The 19,273-nt window shown below is 58.1% G+C and carries 14 protein-coding genes; 12 read left to right on the top strand and 2 right to left on the bottom strand.

Translation table 11 applies throughout. From position 1 onward, the window contains the following. The first annotated feature begins 7 nt into the window (after window positions 1-7). Window positions 8-2,269 (top strand): RelA/SpoT family protein, encoded by a 2,262-nt coding sequence (locus tag HMPREF2857_RS05090; protein ID WP_049180986.1) that lies wholly within the window; start codon window positions 8-10, stop codon window positions 2,267-2,269. Window positions 2,270-2,391: 122 nt separating this feature from the next. On the opposite strand, the gene HMPREF2857_RS05085 is transcribed toward HMPREF2857_RS05090, so the two are convergent. Further along, a complete protein-coding gene (locus HMPREF2857_RS05085; protein WP_049180987.1) occupies window positions 2,392-3,231 on the bottom strand; it encodes a peptidylprolyl isomerase in 840 nt (279 codons plus the stop codon). Window positions 3,232-3,871: 640 nt separating this feature from the next. Here HMPREF2857_RS05085 and HMPREF2857_RS05080 point away from each other — a divergent pair. Both HMPREF2857_RS05080 and hisS read left to right on the top strand, forming a co-directional pair. After that, entirely contained in the window at window positions 3,872-4,543 is a 672-nt protein-coding gene (locus HMPREF2857_RS05080; RefSeq protein WP_049180988.1) for an MBL fold metallo-hydrolase, read from the top strand. A 43-nt stretch (window positions 4,544-4,586) separates the two neighbouring features. Then, a complete protein-coding gene (hisS, locus tag HMPREF2857_RS05075) occupies window positions 4,587-5,870 on the top strand; it encodes a histidine--tRNA ligase (protein WP_049180989.1) in 1,284 nt (427 codons plus the stop codon). 27 nt (window positions 5,871-5,897) lie between these two features. Here hisS and HMPREF2857_RS05070 read toward each other — a convergent pair whose 3' ends face one another. Continuing rightward, window positions 5,898-6,785 carry a KPN_02809 family neutral zinc metallopeptidase gene (locus tag HMPREF2857_RS05070; RefSeq protein WP_070642992.1) on the bottom strand — a complete coding sequence of 296 codons (888 nt, stop codon included), beginning with the start codon at window positions 6,783-6,785 and terminating at the stop codon, window positions 5,898-5,900. A 271-nt stretch (window positions 6,786-7,056) separates the two neighbouring features. On the opposite strand from HMPREF2857_RS05070, the gene aspS reads away from it, so the two are divergent. From aspS to aroC, 9 genes are all read left to right on the top strand, one after another. After that, window positions 7,057-8,886 (top strand): aspartate--tRNA ligase, encoded by a 1,830-nt coding sequence (gene aspS / locus HMPREF2857_RS05065; protein ID WP_070602563.1) that lies wholly within the window; start codon window positions 7,057-7,059, stop codon window positions 8,884-8,886. 147 nt (window positions 8,887-9,033) lie between these two features. Further along, entirely contained in the window at window positions 9,034-10,215 is a 1,182-nt protein-coding gene (locus HMPREF2857_RS05060) for a phosphotransferase family protein (protein ID WP_070602564.1), read from the top strand. A 148-nt stretch (window positions 10,216-10,363) separates the two neighbouring features. Continuing rightward, window positions 10,364-11,689, top strand: coding sequence for a replication-associated recombination protein A (locus HMPREF2857_RS05055; RefSeq protein WP_232250888.1), 1,326 nt, complete (start codon window positions 10,364-10,366; stop codon window positions 11,687-11,689). A gap of 128 nt (window positions 11,690-11,817) precedes the next feature. Beyond that, on the top strand, window positions 11,818-14,478 hold the full coding sequence (gene alaS / locus HMPREF2857_RS05050) for an alanine--tRNA ligase (RefSeq protein ID WP_016422696.1): 2,661 nt from the start codon (window positions 11,818-11,820) through the stop codon (window positions 14,476-14,478). A 37-nt stretch (window positions 14,479-14,515) separates the two neighbouring features. After that, on the top strand, window positions 14,516-15,019 hold the full coding sequence (gene ruvX, locus HMPREF2857_RS05045) for a Holliday junction resolvase RuvX (protein ID WP_070642991.1): 504 nt from the start codon (window positions 14,516-14,518) through the stop codon (window positions 15,017-15,019). A gap of 259 nt (window positions 15,020-15,278) precedes the next feature. Next, window positions 15,279-16,505 (top strand): endolytic transglycosylase MltG, encoded by a 1,227-nt coding sequence (mltG, locus tag HMPREF2857_RS05040; protein ID WP_070642989.1) that lies wholly within the window; start codon window positions 15,279-15,281, stop codon window positions 16,503-16,505. 14 nt (window positions 16,506-16,519) lie between these two features. Then, entirely contained in the window at window positions 16,520-17,335 is an 816-nt protein-coding gene (locus HMPREF2857_RS05035) for a shikimate dehydrogenase (protein WP_070642987.1), read from the top strand. A 26-nt stretch (window positions 17,336-17,361) separates the two neighbouring features. Continuing rightward, entirely contained in the window at window positions 17,362-17,973 is a 612-nt protein-coding gene (locus HMPREF2857_RS05030; RefSeq protein WP_070642985.1) for a prepilin peptidase, read from the top strand. A 94-nt stretch (window positions 17,974-18,067) separates the two neighbouring features. Beyond that, window positions 18,068-19,255, top strand: coding sequence for a chorismate synthase (gene aroC / locus HMPREF2857_RS05025; protein ID WP_187400145.1), 1,188 nt, complete (start codon window positions 18,068-18,070; stop codon window positions 19,253-19,255). The last annotated feature ends 18 nt before the right edge of the window (window positions 19,256-19,273 follow it).

Below are 19,273 nucleotides of genomic sequence, written 5' to 3'. Positions count from 1 at the left end.
ATGAGCCATGGCTGAAGGGCCCGCACGCCGTTATGGTGCTCGCCTAGCGCGAAGCCTTACCGGTAACAGAACGAAGACCCGCCCGGTGCTAGATCCCCTTGTCGCGGTGCATCGGCAGGTGCATCCGCGCGCGGATTTGGCTGTGCTTCAGCGTGCCTACGATACCGCCGAGCGCCTTCACGACGGCGTGTACCGGAAATCCGGCGAGCCATACATCACTCACCCGCTTGCAGTCGCCACTATTGCCGCCGAGATTGGTATGGATACCACCACGCTGGTGGCGGCGTTGCTGCATGACACGGTCGAGGACACCGATTACACGCTGGAGGACCTGGAGCGGGACTTCGGCCCAGAGGTCGCGCGACTAGTCGACGGCGTGACCAAATTGGACAAGGTTGCGTTGGGCTCCGCCGCCGAGGCAGAGACCGTGCGAAAGATGATTATCGCCATGAGCCAGGACCCGCGCGTGCTGGTTATCAAGGTGGCCGACCGGCTGCATAACATGCGCACAATGCGTTTCCTGCCGCCGGAAAAGCAGGCTAAGAAGGCCCGCGAGACCCTCGAGGTGATTGCACCGCTGGCGCATCGTTTGGGAATGGCCAGCGTGAAGTGGGAGTTGGAAGATCTCTCCTTCGCCATTTTGTACCCGAAGAAGTACGACGAGATTGTGCGTTTGGTCGCAGACCGAGCGCCGCAGCGGGACCGGTACATCCAGGAAGTCTCCGAGATGATCCAGAAGGATCTGAAGGAGTCTCACATTGCTGCTGAGGTACAGGGCAGGCCGAAGCACTACTGGTCGATTTATCAGAAGATGATTGTCCGCGGCCACGAGTTCGACGAGATTTTTGACCTGGTCGGACTTCGAGTTCTGGTGGACACGACCAAGGACTGCTACGCCGCCATGGGCGCCGTCCACTCGCTATTCAAACCCATGCCGGGGCGATTCAAGGACTATATTTCCGCGCCGCGCTTCGGGGTTTACCAGTCGTTGCACACAACGGTCATTGGTCCAGGTGGGGCCCCGCTAGAAGTGCAGATTCGCACCCATGAAATGCACTACAACGCTGAGTACGGCATTGCCGCACACTGGCGCTACAAGGAAACAAAAGGCTCTCATAAGGGAGATTCCGCCGAAGTCGATCAGATGGCGTGGATGCGTCAGCTGCTGGATTGGCAGCGCGAGGCTGCAGATCCTAACGAGTTCCTGGACTCCCTGCGTTATGACCTCTCAGTCACTGAAATTTTTGCGTTCACGCCTAAGGGTGATGTCATCACATTGCCCGCGGACTCCACGCCGGTCGACTTTGCCTACGCAGTCCATACTGAAGTAGGTCACCGCTGTATTGGTGCCAAAGTCAACGGCAAGCTAGTGGCGTTGGAATCACCGCTAAAAACTGGCGACCGCGTCGAGATCTTCACGTCCAAGGATGCCCATTCCGGTCCGTCTAAGGACTGGGAGAAGTTTGTTAAAACTCCCCGCGCGCGGGCAAAGATTCGTCAGTGGTTTGCCAAGGAGCGCCGTGAGGAGGCGCTCGATGCCGGACGTGACGCGCTGGCTGCAGAGGTACAGCGCGGCGGTCTGCCGATGCACCGCCTGTTCACTCCGGCGTCCATCAAGCAGATTGCCTCCGAGCTGCACTATGCGGATGTCGATGCGCTCTATACCGCTATCGGAAAGGGACAGGTCTCAGCGCAGCATGTGACTCACCGCCTGATGGCGCAGTTCTCGAGCACGGACGATGCCGAAGAGCAGTTGGTCTCCCGCACGCCAATTTCAAAGATGAGCGTGCACAACACTCCGCGCCGCGCTGACAGCACGGGTGTGTTGGTAGAAGGCAGCGCGGATATGGCCGCTAAGCTTGCCAAATGCTGTACGCCTGTGCCGGGAGATGCCATCTTTGGCTTCGTCACCCGCGGCGGTGGGGTCAGTGTGCACCGTACGGACTGCACTAATGCGGAGAAGCTGCACCAGGAGCCCGAGCGCATTATCGAGGTCTCCTGGGCAACAGATTCCTCCGGTGCGGTCTTCATGGTTACGGTGCAAATCGAAGCACTTGACCGTCACGGACTGCTCTCGGAGATTACTCGCGTCTTCTCCGATCAGAGGGTCTCAATCCTGTCGACGTCCTCCCATACCTCCGATGACCGCGTTGCCGTAATGCGTTTTAGCTTCGAGGTTTCGGACACTAAGCAGATGGGCTATATCTTCAACATTCTGCGCGGTGTCGAGGGAGTCTTCGATGTTTACCGCATTACTTCTGGTCAGTAGCTGGTTTAGCAGCGCATCGATATGTGAATAAAGATTGAGGCCGCGTCGGTATTAAAACAGGGCCAAGGTGAAACACCTTGGCCCTGTTTTTGATGAATTTCTCAATCAGTTAGTTGAGTCGACTACTTGACTTCCGCCTTCTCAATACGGACTTCCTTAGCTGGCTTACCGTCAGAGGTACCGCCACCCTCGATACCATTCTTCGCAATGTCCGCAACCGTCTTGGTGCCCTCGTCAGTCATGGAGCCAAGCACGGTGTACTGCGGTGGCAGCTGAGAATCTGCCCAGTTGAGGAAGAACTGGCTGCCGTTGGCATCCGGGTCGTTCGGGTTTGCCATGGCGATAGAGCCCTTCGGGTACACCAACGGGGTGTTCTGATCCAGACCGGAATCCTTGACCGGCCACTCGCCAGCGAACTTGAAGCCCGGGCCGCCGCTACCGGTACCAGTCGGGTCACCACACTGGAGAACGTTCAGGCCACCACCGGTGATACGGTGGCACACGGTGTCGTCGAAGTAGTTGGACTTGGCCATGTGCTCAATCGCATTGACACCGCAAGGTGAAATAGCGCGGTCCAGCTCCATCGGAATGTCGCCCTGGTTAGTCTTCAGAGTGATGGTTACAGTGCCAGTGGCGGGAACATTGTCGGTAGCTGGCTTATCGATGTCCTTCGATGCCTCGCCATCATCCGGGTAGTCACAGGTCACGGTTTCCGGAAGCGGGGAAGAGCGCTTCATCGGAACCTTTTCACCGCTGACGGGAGTAGCTGTGAGAGCTGCAGGCTCGACTGGCGTCGTAGATTCATTAGCGGCCTCGTTGTCGTCAGCGCCGCCAGCCGTGGTCAGCAGGTAGATTCCGCCTCCGATAAAGAGCAGGATAGCCAAGGTGGTTACGACAACGCCCAGTGGCTTCAGCTTCTCGGCACGCGCACGGCGCTTAAGTTCGCGCTCGAGCGTCCGCATCGCATCTTTGCGCCTTTGCTCATTATTGGCCACTAGTCTCTCTCCGTATCTCTTAGTCATCTATTGCCGGTGACGGAACACCAGCGGACGATTTTGCCCATAGATAGTGACCGAGTTTGAGGTGAAAGCTCAGTCGGTCACCGTCGCGTACACAATCGACCATTATGCCCGGAGTCGCTTCTCATTTGCGAGATGACAGGCCAAGTCGCCATGGGAAAGGGCGTTCCGCTTTAGCACGTAGAGCTTCGACAGCCTCTTTGATGCCGACACCGGGGTGTTGGCGACGGTACTTCTTCACCTTCTCTGGCGTGATGCAGCTCTTACTTCTGTTTGTACCTTCGACAACACGACTACGACGATGTCGAGTTAGACTCCTCGTGCCCAGGATTGTCACGGCTGACATGAAAAGGATTGAGGTCAGCAGCGGATAGCCTGCTAGGGCCGTTCCCACCGTTGTCACGATGAAAATAGTGATAGTTGCTAAGTACACATTCTGCATAAAGATTCCAATCGTCAGTTTCAATTGCCAAGAACAGTTCTACGAGTTTCGCCGCCTATCAGCCGTCGTTTTAGCGGGAACTTAACAGCGTGATAAATGAACCCAGCTCGAGCCAAGCAGACACTCGATAGAATGTGTGCTATGGAGATTTTTGGTTTTGCAGCCGGCCCTTTTCAGACCAACTGCTACGTGGCAACAGGCACTCCGGAGATGGACGACTTGGCTACCCCGTGCGTCATTATTGACCCGGGCATGGGGGCACTTGAGGTTGTGCGCACTGAGGTTGAGAAACGAAATTGGAAGCCGGAGGCAATTCTGTTGACGCATGGCCACATCGATCACATTCGCGATGTCGCGGAGGCTGCCGACTTCTGGGATATCCCCGTCTTCATTCACGAAAGCGACAATGTGTTGCTGGCCAATCCGAAACTCGGCGGTTCTTCTTTCGGACACCTCTTTGACATCGAGTCCATGCAGGCTTATACGAAAGCCGATTTCTTCGAGGATGGCGACGAAGTAAAGTGGGCAGGGTTGAATTTCGAAGTCATTCACGCACCGGGTCACTCACCGGGGTGCGTAATGCTGCGCGCTTCCGATGGGGAAGATGAGATTATCTTCAGCGGGGACGTCCTCTTTAAGGGGGCTATCGGTCGCGTAGATTTACCGGGCAGTAGTCCGGAGCACATGCAGCAGTCGTTGAAGGATAAGGTTCTCCCGCTGGCGGATGACCTCATGATTCTTCCGGGCCATGGCTCCGCATCGTCGATAGGCGAGGAGCGCGAGACCAACCCCTTCCTGCAAAACCTCACCTAGCCTGGCTGACACGTCGTGAGAGTTGGCAGGTAGAGTTAGCGGAGTGAACTCTAGCCAGAAGCCAAAGAAGTTGAAGCCATTCTCCGCGCCCAAGGGCGTGCCGGATTACGTCCCGCCGGTCTCCCGCGAATTCGAGGCGGTACGAAACTCATTCCAGCACCGCGCACGACTTGCGGGCTATGAGCACATTGAGCTGCCAATTTTCGAGGAAACCGGGCTTTTTGCACGCGGCGTAGGTGAATCGACGGACGTCGTCACCAAGGAGATGTACACGTTCGCCGACCGCGGCGACCGCTCGGTCACCCTGCGCCCGGAGGGTACCGCGGGCGTGATGCGCGCGGTCATTGAGCACAATCTGGACCGCGGTCAGTTGCCGGTCAAGCTTTCCTACGCGGGGCCGTTCTTTCGCTATGAACGCCCGCAGGCCGGCCGTTACCGTCAGTTGCAGCAGGTTGGCGTAGAGGCGATCGGCGTCGATGATCCTGCGCTGGACGCTGAGGTCATCGCGCTTGCCGACGCATGTTTCCGCGGGATCGGCCTGGAAGGATTCCGGCTTGAGCTGACAAGCCTCGGTGACAACACCTGTCGCCCCGAATACCGCGCTAAGCTGCAGGAATTCTTGTTTGATCTGCCGCTGGACGAGGAAACTCGCCACCGTGCAAACATCAACCCGCTGCGCGTCCTCGACGATAAGCGTCCGGAAATGCAGGAAATGCTCACTGACGCGCCGCTGATGCTAGACCACCTTTCGGACAGCGCTCGCAATCACTTTGAAGTTGTGACTGGACTGTTGGATGACATGAAGGTGCCGTATGTTATCAACCCGCGAATGGTGCGGGGACTGGACTACTACACCAAGACTTGCTTCGAGTTTGTTCACGACGGCCTTGGTGCTCAGTCGGGTATCGGTGGCGGTGGTCGCTACGACGGGCTGATGGCGCAGCTCGGCGGCCAAGAGCTGTCGGGCATTGGCTTTGGTTTGGGTGTGGATCGTGCACTGCTCGCGCTGGAAGCGGAGGGCAAGCAGGCTAGCGACGGTCGACGCGTCGATGTGTATGGTGTTGCGCTCGGTGAAGAAGCCGCTCACACTATGGCGGTGCAGATCAATAAGTTGCGCCAAGCGGGTATCCGCGCGGATATGTCCTACGGTGGCCGCGGGCTGAAGGGTGCAATGAAGGGTGCCGATCGCGCTGGAGCCCGATTTGCGTTGGTCCTCGGCGAATCTGAATTGGCTGCGGGCGAGGTTCAGCTGAAGAACCTCGAGTCCCACGAGCAGCACGCGGTGGCCCTAGATGCACTGGTTCAGGAGTTGCAGTCGCGCATCTAGGAAACGCGCATTTGTTGAGTGCGGAGTCTAGCTGTAGACACCGCGCTCGAGAGTGTCGCACTGCGCCATCTTGCCGGATTTGTAGCCGGTGAGGAATGCCTTCGTACGCTGCTCAGCTGAGCCGTGGGTCCAGGAGTCTGGCTGGACACCACCGCCGGAATGCTGCTGGATGGTGTCATCACCGATGGCCTTCGTAGTTTTGAGGGCATCGGCAACTTGCTCGTCGGAAAGCGGTTCGAGGATTGCGTCCGGCCCCTTGTCCGCGTAATGAGCCCAGATACCCGCATAGCAGTCTGCCTGCAGCTCAATCTTTACGGCATCGGAATCGGGGCCAGGCTCGTTGTAGTTACTGCGGCCGAGCGTACCCTCCAAATTTTGGATATGGTGACCGAATTCGTGGGCTACGACATACTCCTGCGCGAGCGGGCCGTTGCCTCCGCCCATGCGCTCCAGGGTGCTAAAGAACTCCGTGTCGAAGTAGGCCGTTTGATCGGCGGGGCAGTAGAACGGGCCGGTGGACGAGGACGCTGCGCCGCAGCCCGACTGAGTGGAGCCTTCAAAGAGGACTAGGCCTGGGTTCGTGTACCCGATGCCGGCCTGCGCGGGGAGCTGTTCTTCCCAGACTCGGTCGACCGAAATACCGGTGAATTCCATGCGGCAGTCGATGCGGCTGTTGGCATCTTCGCCGGTCTTGCAGGGATCCTCACCAGGGGACTGCTGTGCAGTCTGAGAGGACTGATTGTTCTGGGCACCTGTCAGCTGTCCCAATTGTCCCGGGTCACCGCCGAGAAGTAAGTACAGGCCAATGAGGACAAGGCCGCCGATACCGCCACCGCCTACGGCGATAGCGCGGCCACCACCCGAGCGTCGCTCGGCACGAGCCGAGCTCTTTTGGAAGTCATTCCGGAAGGTCATAGGAGTAAGACTATTGCATAAGGTGCGGAAAACGGGCCATTGAATAGCGCTGCGTCATAGTAACCGCATGTAAATCAACGTCAGGACCTACGGAGAACTTTGTCAAAATGAGTACATGAAGCCCGAGGTAGACCCAAGGCGATGACCGGTAATAAGCAAAATAGCCGGGGTCTTCTTCTCACCTTTCTGGCTTCAAGGTAGACTACACGGACGAAACCGCTATCCACAGCGTTAATCCCTATAGCACCAATTTTGGAAGGACCAATTCGCAGTGCTTCGTACGCATCTTGCCGGAGACCTCCGCGCTGACCTCGCCGGCAGCACAGTAACCCTGACCGGTTGGGTAGGACGCCGCCGTGACCATGGTGGCGTGATCTTCATCGACATGCGTGACCGCTCCGGTTACGCCCAGGTTGTGTTCCGCAACAGCGAAGTTGCTGAGCGTGCACACCACCTGCGCAGCGAATACTGCATTCAGGTCACCGGTGTCGTTGAGAAGCGCCCGGAGGGCTCCGAGAACCCGAATCTGGCATCGGGTGAAATTGAGGTCAATGTTACGGAGCTGACCATCCTCAACGAGTCGGCGGCATTGCCGTTCCAGCTCGAGGATGTTGGAACTTCTGGCACTGTGGGCGAAGAAGCCCGTCTGAAGTACCGCTACCTAGACCTACGCCGTGAAGGCCCGGCCAAGATTATGCGTCTTCGTGCGGCTGTCAACCGCGCAGCCCGTAAGGTGCTGGACAGCCACGACTTCACCGAAATCGAGACTCCGACGTTGACTCGCTCTACGCCGGAAGGTGCTCGTGACTTCGTGGTGCCGGCTCGTTTGAAGCCGGGCACTTTCTACGCACTGCCGCAGTCCCCTCAGTTGTTCAAGCAGCTGCTTATGGTCGCTGGCATGGAGCGCTACTACCAGATCGCCCGCTGCTACCGCGATGAGGACTTCCGCGCTGACCGCCAGCCGGAGTTCACTCAGCTCGACGTTGAGATGAGCTTCGCCGAGCAGGACGATGTCATTGCGCTGGCAGAAGAGATTCTGGTTGCTATCTTCGCTGAGGCCGGTGTCACTGTTCAGACCCCGATTCCACGCATGACCTTCAAGGAGGCCATGGAAAAGTACGGTTCTGACAAGCCGGACCTGCGCTTCGACATTCCGCTGGTGGAGTGCACCGAGTTCTTCAAGGACACCACTTTCCGTGTCTTCCAGAACGATTACGTCGGTGCAGTTGTTATGGACGGTGGCGCATCGCAGCCTCGTCGTCAGCTCGACGCTTGGCAGGATTGGGCCCGCCAGCGCGGCGCAAAGGGCCTGGCCTACATCCTCGTTGGGGAGGACGGCACTCTGGGCGGCCCGGTTGCCAAGAACATTACTGACGCAGAGCGTGAAGGCATCGCGGCGCACGTAGGCGCGAAGCCGGGTGACTGCATCTTCTTCGCTGCAGGTGACGCTAAGAGCTCCCGTGCACTGCTGGGTGCTGCTCGTGGAGAGATTGCCAAGAAGCTCGGCCTTATCAAGGAAGGCGACTGGGCATTCACCTGGGTCGTCGACGCACCGTTGTTCGAGTCGGCTGCCGACGCTACCGCTTCCGGTGACGTTGCGCTGGGCCACTCGCAGTGGACTGCTGTGCACCACGCCTTCACCTCGCCGAAGCCAGAGCACATGGATACCTTCGACAAGGATCCGGGCAACGCACTGGCTTACGCCTACGACATCGTCTGCAACGGTAACGAAATTGGTGGCGGCTCCATTCGTATTCACCGCCCAGATGTCCAGAAGCGCGTCTTCGACGTTATGGGCATCGGCGAGGAAGAGGCACAGGAGCAGTTCGGCTTCCTGCTGGACGCCTTCCAGTACGGCGCTCCGCCGCACGGTGGTATCGCATTCGGTTGGGACCGTATCGTTTCCCTGCTGGCCGGCGTTGACTCCATTCGCGAAGTTATCGCCTTCCCGAAGTCCGGTGGCGGCGTTGATCCGTTGACTGACGCCCCGACTCCGATTACCGCTCAGCAGCGCAAGGAGACCGGTATCGACTTCAAGCCGAAGCCAAAGCAGAAGGCAGACGGCGTTAAGGCAGCAGCCGCCGCAGGCGACAACAAGTAAACAAAGAAATCACATTGCGAGGAATGTGATCTGCCACTCCAGCGTGAACAGCGCGAGTGGCGCCAATTCCTCCTAACCAAGGCGGTACTGGCCACAACGCAACATCCGTATCGCCTGACTGAAACTGGCTCATTGAAAGGGCATTCAATGGAGTACTCGGACGACGCTGCAGCAGAAGTTGACAGCGTAGTTAAAGACGCAGCGACACTGCTTTCCGCACGATTCGGCGGCACTCCAGTGTTGTCGGATCCAGAAGTACTTACAGGCCAGTCAAACGCTCTTGTTGTCCGCGTACGGGTCGCCACAAATCCCTTTATGCAGGAACGCACGGTCGTCGTAAAGCAAATTCCTACGACGACTGAAGGCGTTGATCCCGCCGTTTTACGGGAAGTCGTGGCGTACCAGTTCATCAATACGCTGCCTGACGACGTCCGCCCGGGGCCTCAGCTCCTTGCTTACGATGTTTCAAAGCAGCTATTGGTTCTGAGCGACGTCGGTGTCGTGGACACTCTTGCGGACGTACTCTTTCGTGGCGATGAAGAGCGACGATTGCGCGCATTCCGCAGCCTCGGTGCTTCGCTGGGCCGGATGCATATTCACACGCATACTCGCGAAGAGGGGTTTGAGACCCTGCGTCGTCGTATGTGGGTGAAGAACAAGGTCGATCGTGAGGCTCTCGAGGCGCGTGACCACGGCATTGTGTCGGGGATTCGCTTTGGCATGCGAGCTATCGAGGGGTCCGGCATTCCCGTTCCTGACGCTGTGCGCTCTTTCGGTGAGGATGCTGCTCGTCGAATTGAGAAGGGCACGCATAGGGCGTTCACTCCGTTTGACCTCGCCCCGGACAACATTCTGCTGGCGGACAAGGTCCAGTTCCTCGACTATGAGTGGGCTGGTTACCGCGATGTCATCTTCGACGTGGCCAGCGTCGTCGCAGGCTTCCCGCTGCACGTTTTCGTGGAGCGTCCATCGGAGGCAGAGGTCGACGTGTTTGTCCGTGCCTGGATGGAAGAGATTCGTGACCATTGGTATCGCGGCACAAGCGACCGCCGTTTGATGGCGTTCATCGCTGCGGCGTTGCTCGGTTGGTTTTTCATCTCCGCAACGGTTTCCTTCTTCGGTTCTCCAAAGCAAGCGCTGTGGGTGGGGCATGAAGGACGCACGGACCTGAAGCCGGAAGTTGGCGGCTCAGCACTGGAGCGGCGCGACATGGCTAACACGGCTCGCGCGATTGCACAGTTCGCCCATAAGTGTGAGGACGATCGTGCCGACGAGCTGGAACAGTTCGCGCATGCAGTCATCGATTTCTTAGAGCAAGAGGAAGGCTAGGGCACACGTGGCGGATCCGAATAAGCTGCCGTCAGGCGGTGCAAACGGCTCCGCCGATGACGCTCCAGGGCTTTTCGACGAACCTTCGGTCGCCGGACCTACAGCGGCCAAGAGCCAAGGTCGGAGTGCGGGGCCAGCAAGCACTGGCCTGAACTCCGATGCGAGCGCCTATTTTCACCCAGGTGCACACGCGCCGTTGGCGGTTCGGATGCGACCGCGAAACCTCGATGAAGTCGTTGGTCAAGACCACCTGTTAGCCCCCGGAGCACCGTTGCGCCGTCTGGTCGAAGGTGGCGGCGACACCTCCGTTATTTTGTTTGGCCCTCCCGGAACTGGCAAGACCACTCTCGCCAGTTTGATTTCCGCGGCGACTGGACGACACTTTGAAGCGCTTTCCGCGCTTAATGCCGGGGTAAAGGAAGTGCGTGCGGTTATCGACACTGCTCGTCGCACGCTCGTTAACCAGGGCATTCAAACGGTGCTCTTCATCGACGAGGTGCACCGTTTTTCCAAGACCCAGCAGGATGCCCTGCTGGGTGCCGTGGAAAACCGGATTGTCCTTCTCGTCGCGGCAACGACGGAAAACCCATCCTTCTCAGTGGTGTCCCCGCTGCTCAGTCGGTCACTGCTGTTGCAGTTGCAGCCACTGGACGACGAAGCCGTCGGCACGCTCATTGATCGAGCACTTACCGATGAGCGCGGCCTGAATGGTCGCGTCAGTATGACAGACGATGCACGTAAACAACTCATTGCGCTGGCAGCTGGAGATGCCCGTCGTTCCCTCACGTACCTCGAGGCAGCCGCAGAAGCCGTAGCCGATGGGGAGCAGATTACCGCTGAGTCGCTTGCCAATTCGATCAACAGGGCTGTGGTTCGCTATGACCGCGACGGCGACCAGCATTACGACGTCACCAGCGCGTTTATTAAGTCCGTCCGCGGATCTGATGTCGATGCTGCCCTGCATTACCTGGCGCGGATGATTGAGGGTGGGGAAGACCCTCGGTTTATTGCCCGCCGAATCGTTATTCTGGCCAGCGAAGACATCGGTATGGCCGACCCGACAGCTCTGCAAACCGCCGTCGCCGCGGCGCAGGCAGTTGCCTTGATAGGGATGCCGGAAGCCCGGCTGACGCTGGCGCAGGCCACGATTCACTTGGCAACAGCACCGAAGTCGAATTCGGTCATAAGCGCAATCGACGGGGCATTGAAGGATGTTCGTTCCGGGAAGACCGGACCGGTGCCACCACATTTGCGCGACGGACATTACAGCGGGGCTAAGGACCTTGGTCACGCGGTGGACTATATCTACCCGCACAATGACCCCATGGGTGTCGTCGCCCAACAGTATCCACCAGATCAGTTAGTGGGCACTGATTATTTCGTCCCATCCAATCACGGTCGTGAAAACGGCATGGCTGAATACCTCGGACGCATTCGCCGAATTATCCGGGGGAGCCGCCGGAAATCGAAGTAGCCGAGATCGGTCGGAATCTACGGGGTGCCGGTGGGGTGGTTTTAAAGTTGCTCGAACCGAGCGGGTAGACTGCTAGTTTTGTATTAAACATCTCGGACGCTCGACGTGAAACGAGGAAGTAGAACACCGTGCAGACTCATGAAATTCGAAATCGCTTCATCCAGCATTTCGTAAAGGCGGGACACACCGAGGTCCCCAGTGCCTCCCTGGTTTTGGATGACCCGAACCTGCTGTTCGTTAATGCCGGCATGGTGCCGTTCAAGCCCTACTTCCTCGGCAATGAGACTCCGGACTTCTCCACCGCGACCTCAATTCAGAAGTGCGTGCGCACACTGGACATTGAAGAGGTGGGTATCACCACCCGCCACAACACCTTCTTCCAGATGGCGGGTAACTTCTCCTTCGGAAATTACTTCAAGGAAGGTGCCATCACTCATGCATGGAGCCTTCTGACCGGTGCTGTTGAGGACGGCGGCTTTGGCATCCCGGCTGAGAAGCTGTGGGTGACGGTTTTCCTCGATGACGATGAGGCCCATGACATCTGGCACGAGAAGGTTGGTGTGCCGGAAGAGCGCATTCAGCGCCGAGGCATGGCGGACAACTACTGGTCCATGGGTGTGCCTGGCCCGTGTGGCCCGTGTTCAGAGATTTTCTACGACCGCGGCCCGGAGTACGGCGCTGACGGTGGCCCAGAAGCGGACGAGGATCGCTACATCGAGATTTGGAACCTCGTCTTCATGGAAAACGAGCGTGGCGAAGGAACAGGCAAGGACTCTTTCGAGATTCTTGGCCCGCTGCCGAAGAAAAACATCGATACCGGTATGGGCATCGAGCGCGTTGCTTTCCTGCTGCAGGGTGTCGACAACGTCTACGAAACCGATCTGCTGCGTCCGGTTATCGACGAAGCTGAGCGGCTCACCGGTTCGAAGTACAGCTCCAACCACCAGGACAACATCCGTTTCCGCGTCATCGCTGACCACAGCCGCACCGGCTTGATGCTGATGCTCGACGGTGTCACCCCCTCGAACTCCGATCGTGGCTATATCCTGCGTCGCCTGCTGCGCCGCATCATCCGCTCTGCGCGTCTGCTCGGCGCTAACGGTCCAGTGCTGGAGAAGCTGATTGGTATTGCGGCCGAGACCATGACCCCGTCGTACCCAGAGATCGCGGAGAACTGGAACCGTATTCGCCGCGTCGCCGTCGCCGAGGAAAAGACCTTCACCAAGACTCTGTCCGCTGGTGAGGAGCTGTTCGAGCGCGCTGCCACCAAGGCCAAGGCAGAGGGTAAAACCGTTCTATCCGGTCACGACGCCTTCACCCTGCATGACACCCACGGCTTCCCAATCGACCTGACCATCGAGATGGCCGAAGAGGCCGGCCTGACCATCGACCGCGAGGAATTCGATCGCGAGATGGCTGAGCAGCGTGCGCGCGCAAAGGCCGACAGCCAGGCAAAGAAGCAGTCTCACACCGACCTGCATGTCTACCGCGAGTTCATCGATGAACACCCGACGTCCTTCACTGGTTACGATCGGCTTGCCGACGAATCCACGATTCTTGGCATCATTGCCGATGGCCAGAAGCAGTCGTTTGCCGCAGAGGGCGATGAGATTGAGGTTATCCTCGATCGCACTCCGCTCTACGCCGAGGCCGGCGGTCAGCTGGCTGACCGTGGTCGTATCGTGACTGATTCCGGCGCTGTGGTCCACATCAACGATGTTCAAAAGGTGGGCAAGAAACTGTGGCTGCACAAGGGCATTGTCACCGCTGGTGAATTCACTCCGGGCGTCTCCGCTGAAGCTTTGGTCGACGAGCAGTGGCGTCACGGTGCTCGTCAGGCGCACACTGCAACTCACTTGATTCACGGTGCTCTGCGTCAGGTACTGGGGGATACTGCAACTCAGGCTGGTTCCATGAATAAGCCGGGCTACCTCCGTTTCGACTTCAAGTACGGTGAGCAGCTCACACCGGAACAGCTCCGTGAGATTGAGCAGATCACCAATGAGGCTGTCGACAACGACTGGGCTGTCAATACTGCCGAGATGCCTTTGGAAGAGGCCAAGGCAGCTGGTGCCATGGCATTGTTCAACGAGAACTACGGCGACATCGTCCGCGTTGTCGAGGTCGGTGGCCCGTTCTCAATTGAGCTGTGTGGCGGTACCCACGTTTCGCATTCTTCGCAGATTGGTCCGGTAGCTGTGCTGGGCGAGTCCTCGGTCGGATCGGGCGTGCGCCGTATTGAGGCTTACTCGGGTATGGATTCCTTCCGCTACCTGTCCACCGAGCGTCTCCTGGCTGAACGACTGGCCACTGAATTCAAGGCTCCTTCTGCTGAGCTGCCAGACCGCATTGCAGCACTGGCTGAAAAGCTCAAGGCTGCAGAGAAGCAGCTCGCTGATTTCAAGGCCGGACAGCTGCTGGCCAATGCCGCGTCTCACCTGGAGTCCGCTCGCACCATCGGCGATGTCACCTACCTCGGCCTTAAGCTTCCCGACGGTACGGAGATGAAGGACATCCGTTCGCTGGCTAATGACTTGGCGAAGCGCCTTGCGGATCGCCCAAGCGTCATTGCGTTGATTTCCAACGCTGGCGGCAAGGTTCCGTTTGTGGCCTCGGTTTCGGATGAAGCCGTCAATCGCGGTATTAAGGCCGGCGATTTGGTGAAGCTGATGGGCGCTGAGGTCGGCGGCAAGGGCGGCGGTAAACCGGCAATGGCACAGGGCTCCGGCTCTGATGCTTCAGGAATCGACGCAGCATTGGCCGCGGTTGAGGCCGAACTGTCCAAGTAGCCAATTAACGGCTGTGCTATCGGAAGAGCAGTAAACAATGGCTAAGCCCCGTATTGATACCCCCGGTCAGGATGATCCCGGTCGGGGTCGACGGCTCGGAATCGACGTCGGCGATGTCCGCGTTGGCGTCGCGGTCTCTGACCCCGACTGTATCCTGGCGACCCCGGTTGAAACAGTCACTCGGGCAACGGGGCGAAAAGATCCTGACGGGCCGGATATTGACCGGCTCGTGGAACTTGCCACTGAACATGAGGTCGTCGAGATTGTTGTCGGCATGCCCCTTATGCTCGACGGCTCGTTCGGGACTTCTGCGCGGAAAGCTACTGACGTTGGATTCCGGCTGCAGCGCCGACTCGGTGATCGAGTCGTAGTGCATTACGCCGACGAGCGGATGACGACGGTAATGGCCCAATCACGGCTGCACGCAGCAGGTATTGATGTTAAGTCCGGGCGGAAGATTATTGACCAGGCTGCGGCAGTAGAAATTCTGCAGTCCTGGTTGGACAGACGGGCAAAAGCTTTGGACGAAAATACCGAGTAGGGGCACACAAAAGTTACCGAAAGGTGACAATTCACCCACCTTTGCGCAATTATTAAGTGTGTAATACCTAAGCACGTTTGTCGCGTGCATAGGATTTGAAAAGTTGAAGTGGCGATTCACACCTACAATGCAACCTAGTGCTACGACTTCGTCGTAACGCTATGTCGCACCAGTCGTTATTAGTCGCGTGTCGTACCCGAATGGGAAGACTCCTTGCTGATACCGATGGGAGAGTGAGCTGCATTCGAGGAGATTATTGATGAGTAAAGACGCGCAGACTGCGCGCCGCACTGATAGCGGCGGTGCCGACCGGGACCGCGCTGGTGCTCGCAGCGGTGGGGCAAAGCCTCGAGTTCGTCACCGCCAAACGGCAGTGGCAATCAATGTAACTTCTGTCCTGTTATGCGTGTTGGTCCTCGGAGTGATTGGCCTCGTCTGGAATCGTGGCGGCATTGTTGACGATTACGATGGCAAAGCTGAGGGTCCATTGACGATTGTTGAGGTCAGTGAAGGCACGTCACTTACTGATTTGTCCAACCAATTGGTGGAAAGCGGCGTCGTCAAGTCTTCCCGTGCGTTCATCCAGGCCGCGAATGAGAACTCTCATTCAAGTGAATTGCAGCCTGGTTTCTACCGACTCCATCAGCGGATGAAGGCCGACGAGACCGTCGAGGCTCTTCTGGATGTCGAAAATCAGGTCGGTACCGTTGACATTCCGACTGGCGCCCGTTTCGCCGATACCCGCATTGTGTCCTCATCGGATGTACGTAAGGGAATTTTCTCGCTTATTTCTGAGGCCACTTGTGTTGAAGACAATGACTGCGTATCCAAGGCCGATCTCGAACGTGCTGCTGGCGAGGCCGATTTGGCCGCGCTGGGTGTTCCAGAATGGGCACGGGACGCGGTAGCTGCGCGTGGCAACGACCCTCGTCGTCTTGAGGGACTCATTACGCCGGGTATTCATCACCTTGACCCGCAGCAGACGCCCGAACAGATGCTGGCAAAATTGGTCAAGGAATCGGTGAAGAATTATGAGGACACGGGTCTCATGGCTTCAGCGGACATGGTTGGTCTTACTCCATACGAGCTGATTACCGCAGCTTCTTTGATCCAGATGGAGGCCCCAGATGGCGACTTCGATAAGGTCGCTCGCGTTATTCTCAACCGTCTCGAAGAACCGACGCAGCTGCAGTTCGACTCGACAGTCAACTACGACCTGCCAGATCAGGAAATCGCAACCACGGATGAGGACCGCGCGCGAAAGACCGCGTGGAACACCTACGCCAAGGAGGGGCTGCCGGAAACCCCCATTGCTTCGCCCTCCATCGAGGCGATTCGTGCCATGGAAAATCCGGCAGACGGCACCTGGCTGTACTTTGTCACGGTGGACAAGGAAGGAAATACTGTCTTTAGCACGACCTTCGAAGAGCACGAGGCCGCTATCGACGAGTCACGCAACAATGGCGTGCTGGATTCCAACCGCTAAGAGGTAGAACTCCTATGCCTATAACTCATCGCGCAGCCGTGCTGGGAGATCCGATTGATCACTCGTACTCGCCGGCTATTCACAACGCCGGTTACCGCGCTGCGGGAATGAATGACTGGCACTATGACCGCATTCGCTGCAACGCCGAAGAACTTGCCGACGTCGTTGGTGGCGCAGACCCCAGTTTCCAGGGGTTTTCCGTCACGATGCCCGGCAAGTTTGCCGCGCTGGACTTCGCCGATGAAGTCAGTGAGCGCGCGAGGCTCATTGGTTCAGCGAACACTCTGGTCCGTCGCGATTCGGATTGGTTTGCCGACAACACCGATGGCGACGGCGTACTGGGAGCACTGCGCGAGATAGACTGCACGAACGCACCACGTGGCCGCGCCGTTGTTGTTGGTGCCGGTGGCACAGCACGGCCGGCACTTTGGGCGCTGTCGCAGCTGGGGGTCAATCATGTGACCGTGGTAGCGCGCTCCGAGCGCGCATATGACATTGAACCATTAGCTGCCGCGCTGGGGATGGAATTTGTTTGGGTGACTTTTGATGTTCCAAACCTGGCAGATATTGCTGGTAATGCCGACGTGCTGGTCTCTACGGTGCCGTCAGCCGCAATTGAGTCGGTTGCTGGCTACCTCGCTCGAGCACCGAAGATTCTCGACGCCATTTACAATCCCTGGCCAACCCCACTTGTGAAAGCAGCGGAACGCGGAGGGACACAGGCGGTCGGTGGATTGTCCATGTTGCTACATCAAGCGGTGGGACAGTTTGAGCAGTTTACTGGACGCACTCCCGATGTCGAGGCGATGCGTGCAGCGCTGCCGAACTAGCTCACAACCGTTACAATCCCAAAGTTATGGGGTGGGGAATAACTGAGATAGGGCTGTCTCCGATTGGACAGCACAGGATTGACCCGGTCTACCTTGACCGGGTTTTCTATTTCCTAGTCGTGATGCTTGTACTCGGCTGGGGCGGTATTGGCTGCTGGTTGGATGTGACTCGGCGAAGACTACCGAACTGGTGGTTAGTGCTAGGGGCAGTGGGTCTGATAGCAACCACTGGAATGGTGCTCCAGCAAAAGAGCACCTTGGCTGACAATCTCGCCAGTGCAGTCGCAGCCATAGGAATAGGAATAGGCCTCTGGTTTGGCCTCTATGTAGCAGTCTTCATCTTCAACCCACGCTCTATGGGGGCTGGAGATGTGAAGCTCGCAGCAATTCTCGGGGGCGGTGTCGGTCTGGTATCGGGCGAGCCAGTGGCGACAGCAATTTGGATTGCAGTGGCAATTCTGTTGGCTGCCGGACTCACTCTCCTCATGGCAGGAGTCACCGCGGGAAAGCGGGCCTGGGGTGACCGTCGTAAAGCAAAAACAGCGCCTGTACCGGCGAGCGTGCCTCATGGGCCTGCGATGCTTGCAGCAACCGCCATTGTGTGGGGGATAAGCGGAGGGTACCTACAAGTCCCCTGAAGCGGTAGACCAGCGGCGATGAATTGGGGCATATTTGAAACTTGTATGCCCCCAAATGCACAAGAAGTACGGCAAACGTGACATTATGATACCTATGCTTCGTTGGACTACCGCGGGTGAATCTCACGGCAAAGCGCTTATCGCTCTCGTAGAAGGCGCGCCAGCCGGACTTCCCCTGACTACAGATGACGTATCACGCCACCTCGCACGCCGCCGCCTCGGCTATGGTCGCGGGGCGCGAATGAAGTTTGAGGCTGATGAGGTCACCCTGCTGACTGGCATTCGACATGGTGAGACGCTGGGATCGCCGATTGGCATTATGGTCGGCAACTCCGAATGGCCCAAGTGGACTGAGGTCATGAGCCCGGATCCAGTTGACCCAGTTGTTTTGGATACAGCTCGTGGCGCCACCTTAACCCGCCCGCGCCCGGGGCATGCCGATTTCAACGGCATGCTGAAGTACAACCACACCGATGCTCGAAACATCCTGGAGCGTTCATCGGCTCGCGAGACTGCAGCACGTGTGGCGGCATCGGTTGTGGCACGCTCAATTCTGCGTGAGACTCTCGGTGTGGAAGTTGTCAGCCACGTTATTTCCATCGGTCGTTCGGAGCCCTACGAGGGGCCACTGCCGACCTTCGCTGATCAGGACAAGATTGACGAGTCGCCAGTGCGTGCATTCTCCGCAGCTGCGGAGGAGTCGATGATTGACGAAATCAAGGCCGCCAAGAAGCAGGGCGACACCCTCGGTGGCATCGTCGAGGTCGTTGTCCACGGTCTGCCGGTGGGTCTGGGATCGCACATTTCCGGTGATGCCCGTCTGGATTCGCAGCTTGCGGCTGCCTTGATGGGAATTCAGTCCGTCAAGGGCGTGGAGATCGGCGACGGTTTTGAGGAAGCCCGTCGCCGTGGCACCGAGGCTCACGATGAAATGGTGCGTACCGACGACGGCGTGGATCGGGAAACTAACCGCGCCGGTGGCCTGGAGGGTGGCATGACTAATGCTCAACCTCTCGTTGTGCGTGCTGCGATGAAACCAATTTCGACCGTTCCGCGTGCGCTGAAGACCGTCGATATGGCCAGCGGCGATGCAGCTACCGCAATCCACCAGCGCTCTGATGTCTGCGCGGTCCCGGCCGGCGGTGTTGTCGCAGAGGCAATGGTCGCGCTGGTACTGGCGCGTGCAGTGATGGAAAAGTTCGGCGGCGATAGCCTGGAGGAAACCAAGCGTAACGTTGAGGGCTACTTGGAGCAGACTCGACGTCGCCTTGATTGGAAATAGCGCCACAGTCGCGCACAC

Origin of the sequence: Corynebacterium sp. HMSC076C10, from assembly GCF_001812455.1 — a bacterium.
GTDB classification, from domain to species: Bacteria; Actinomycetota; Actinomycetes; order Mycobacteriales; family Mycobacteriaceae; genus Corynebacterium; species Corynebacterium jeikeium_D.
This window is presented reverse-complemented; position numbering and strand designations above follow the sequence as displayed.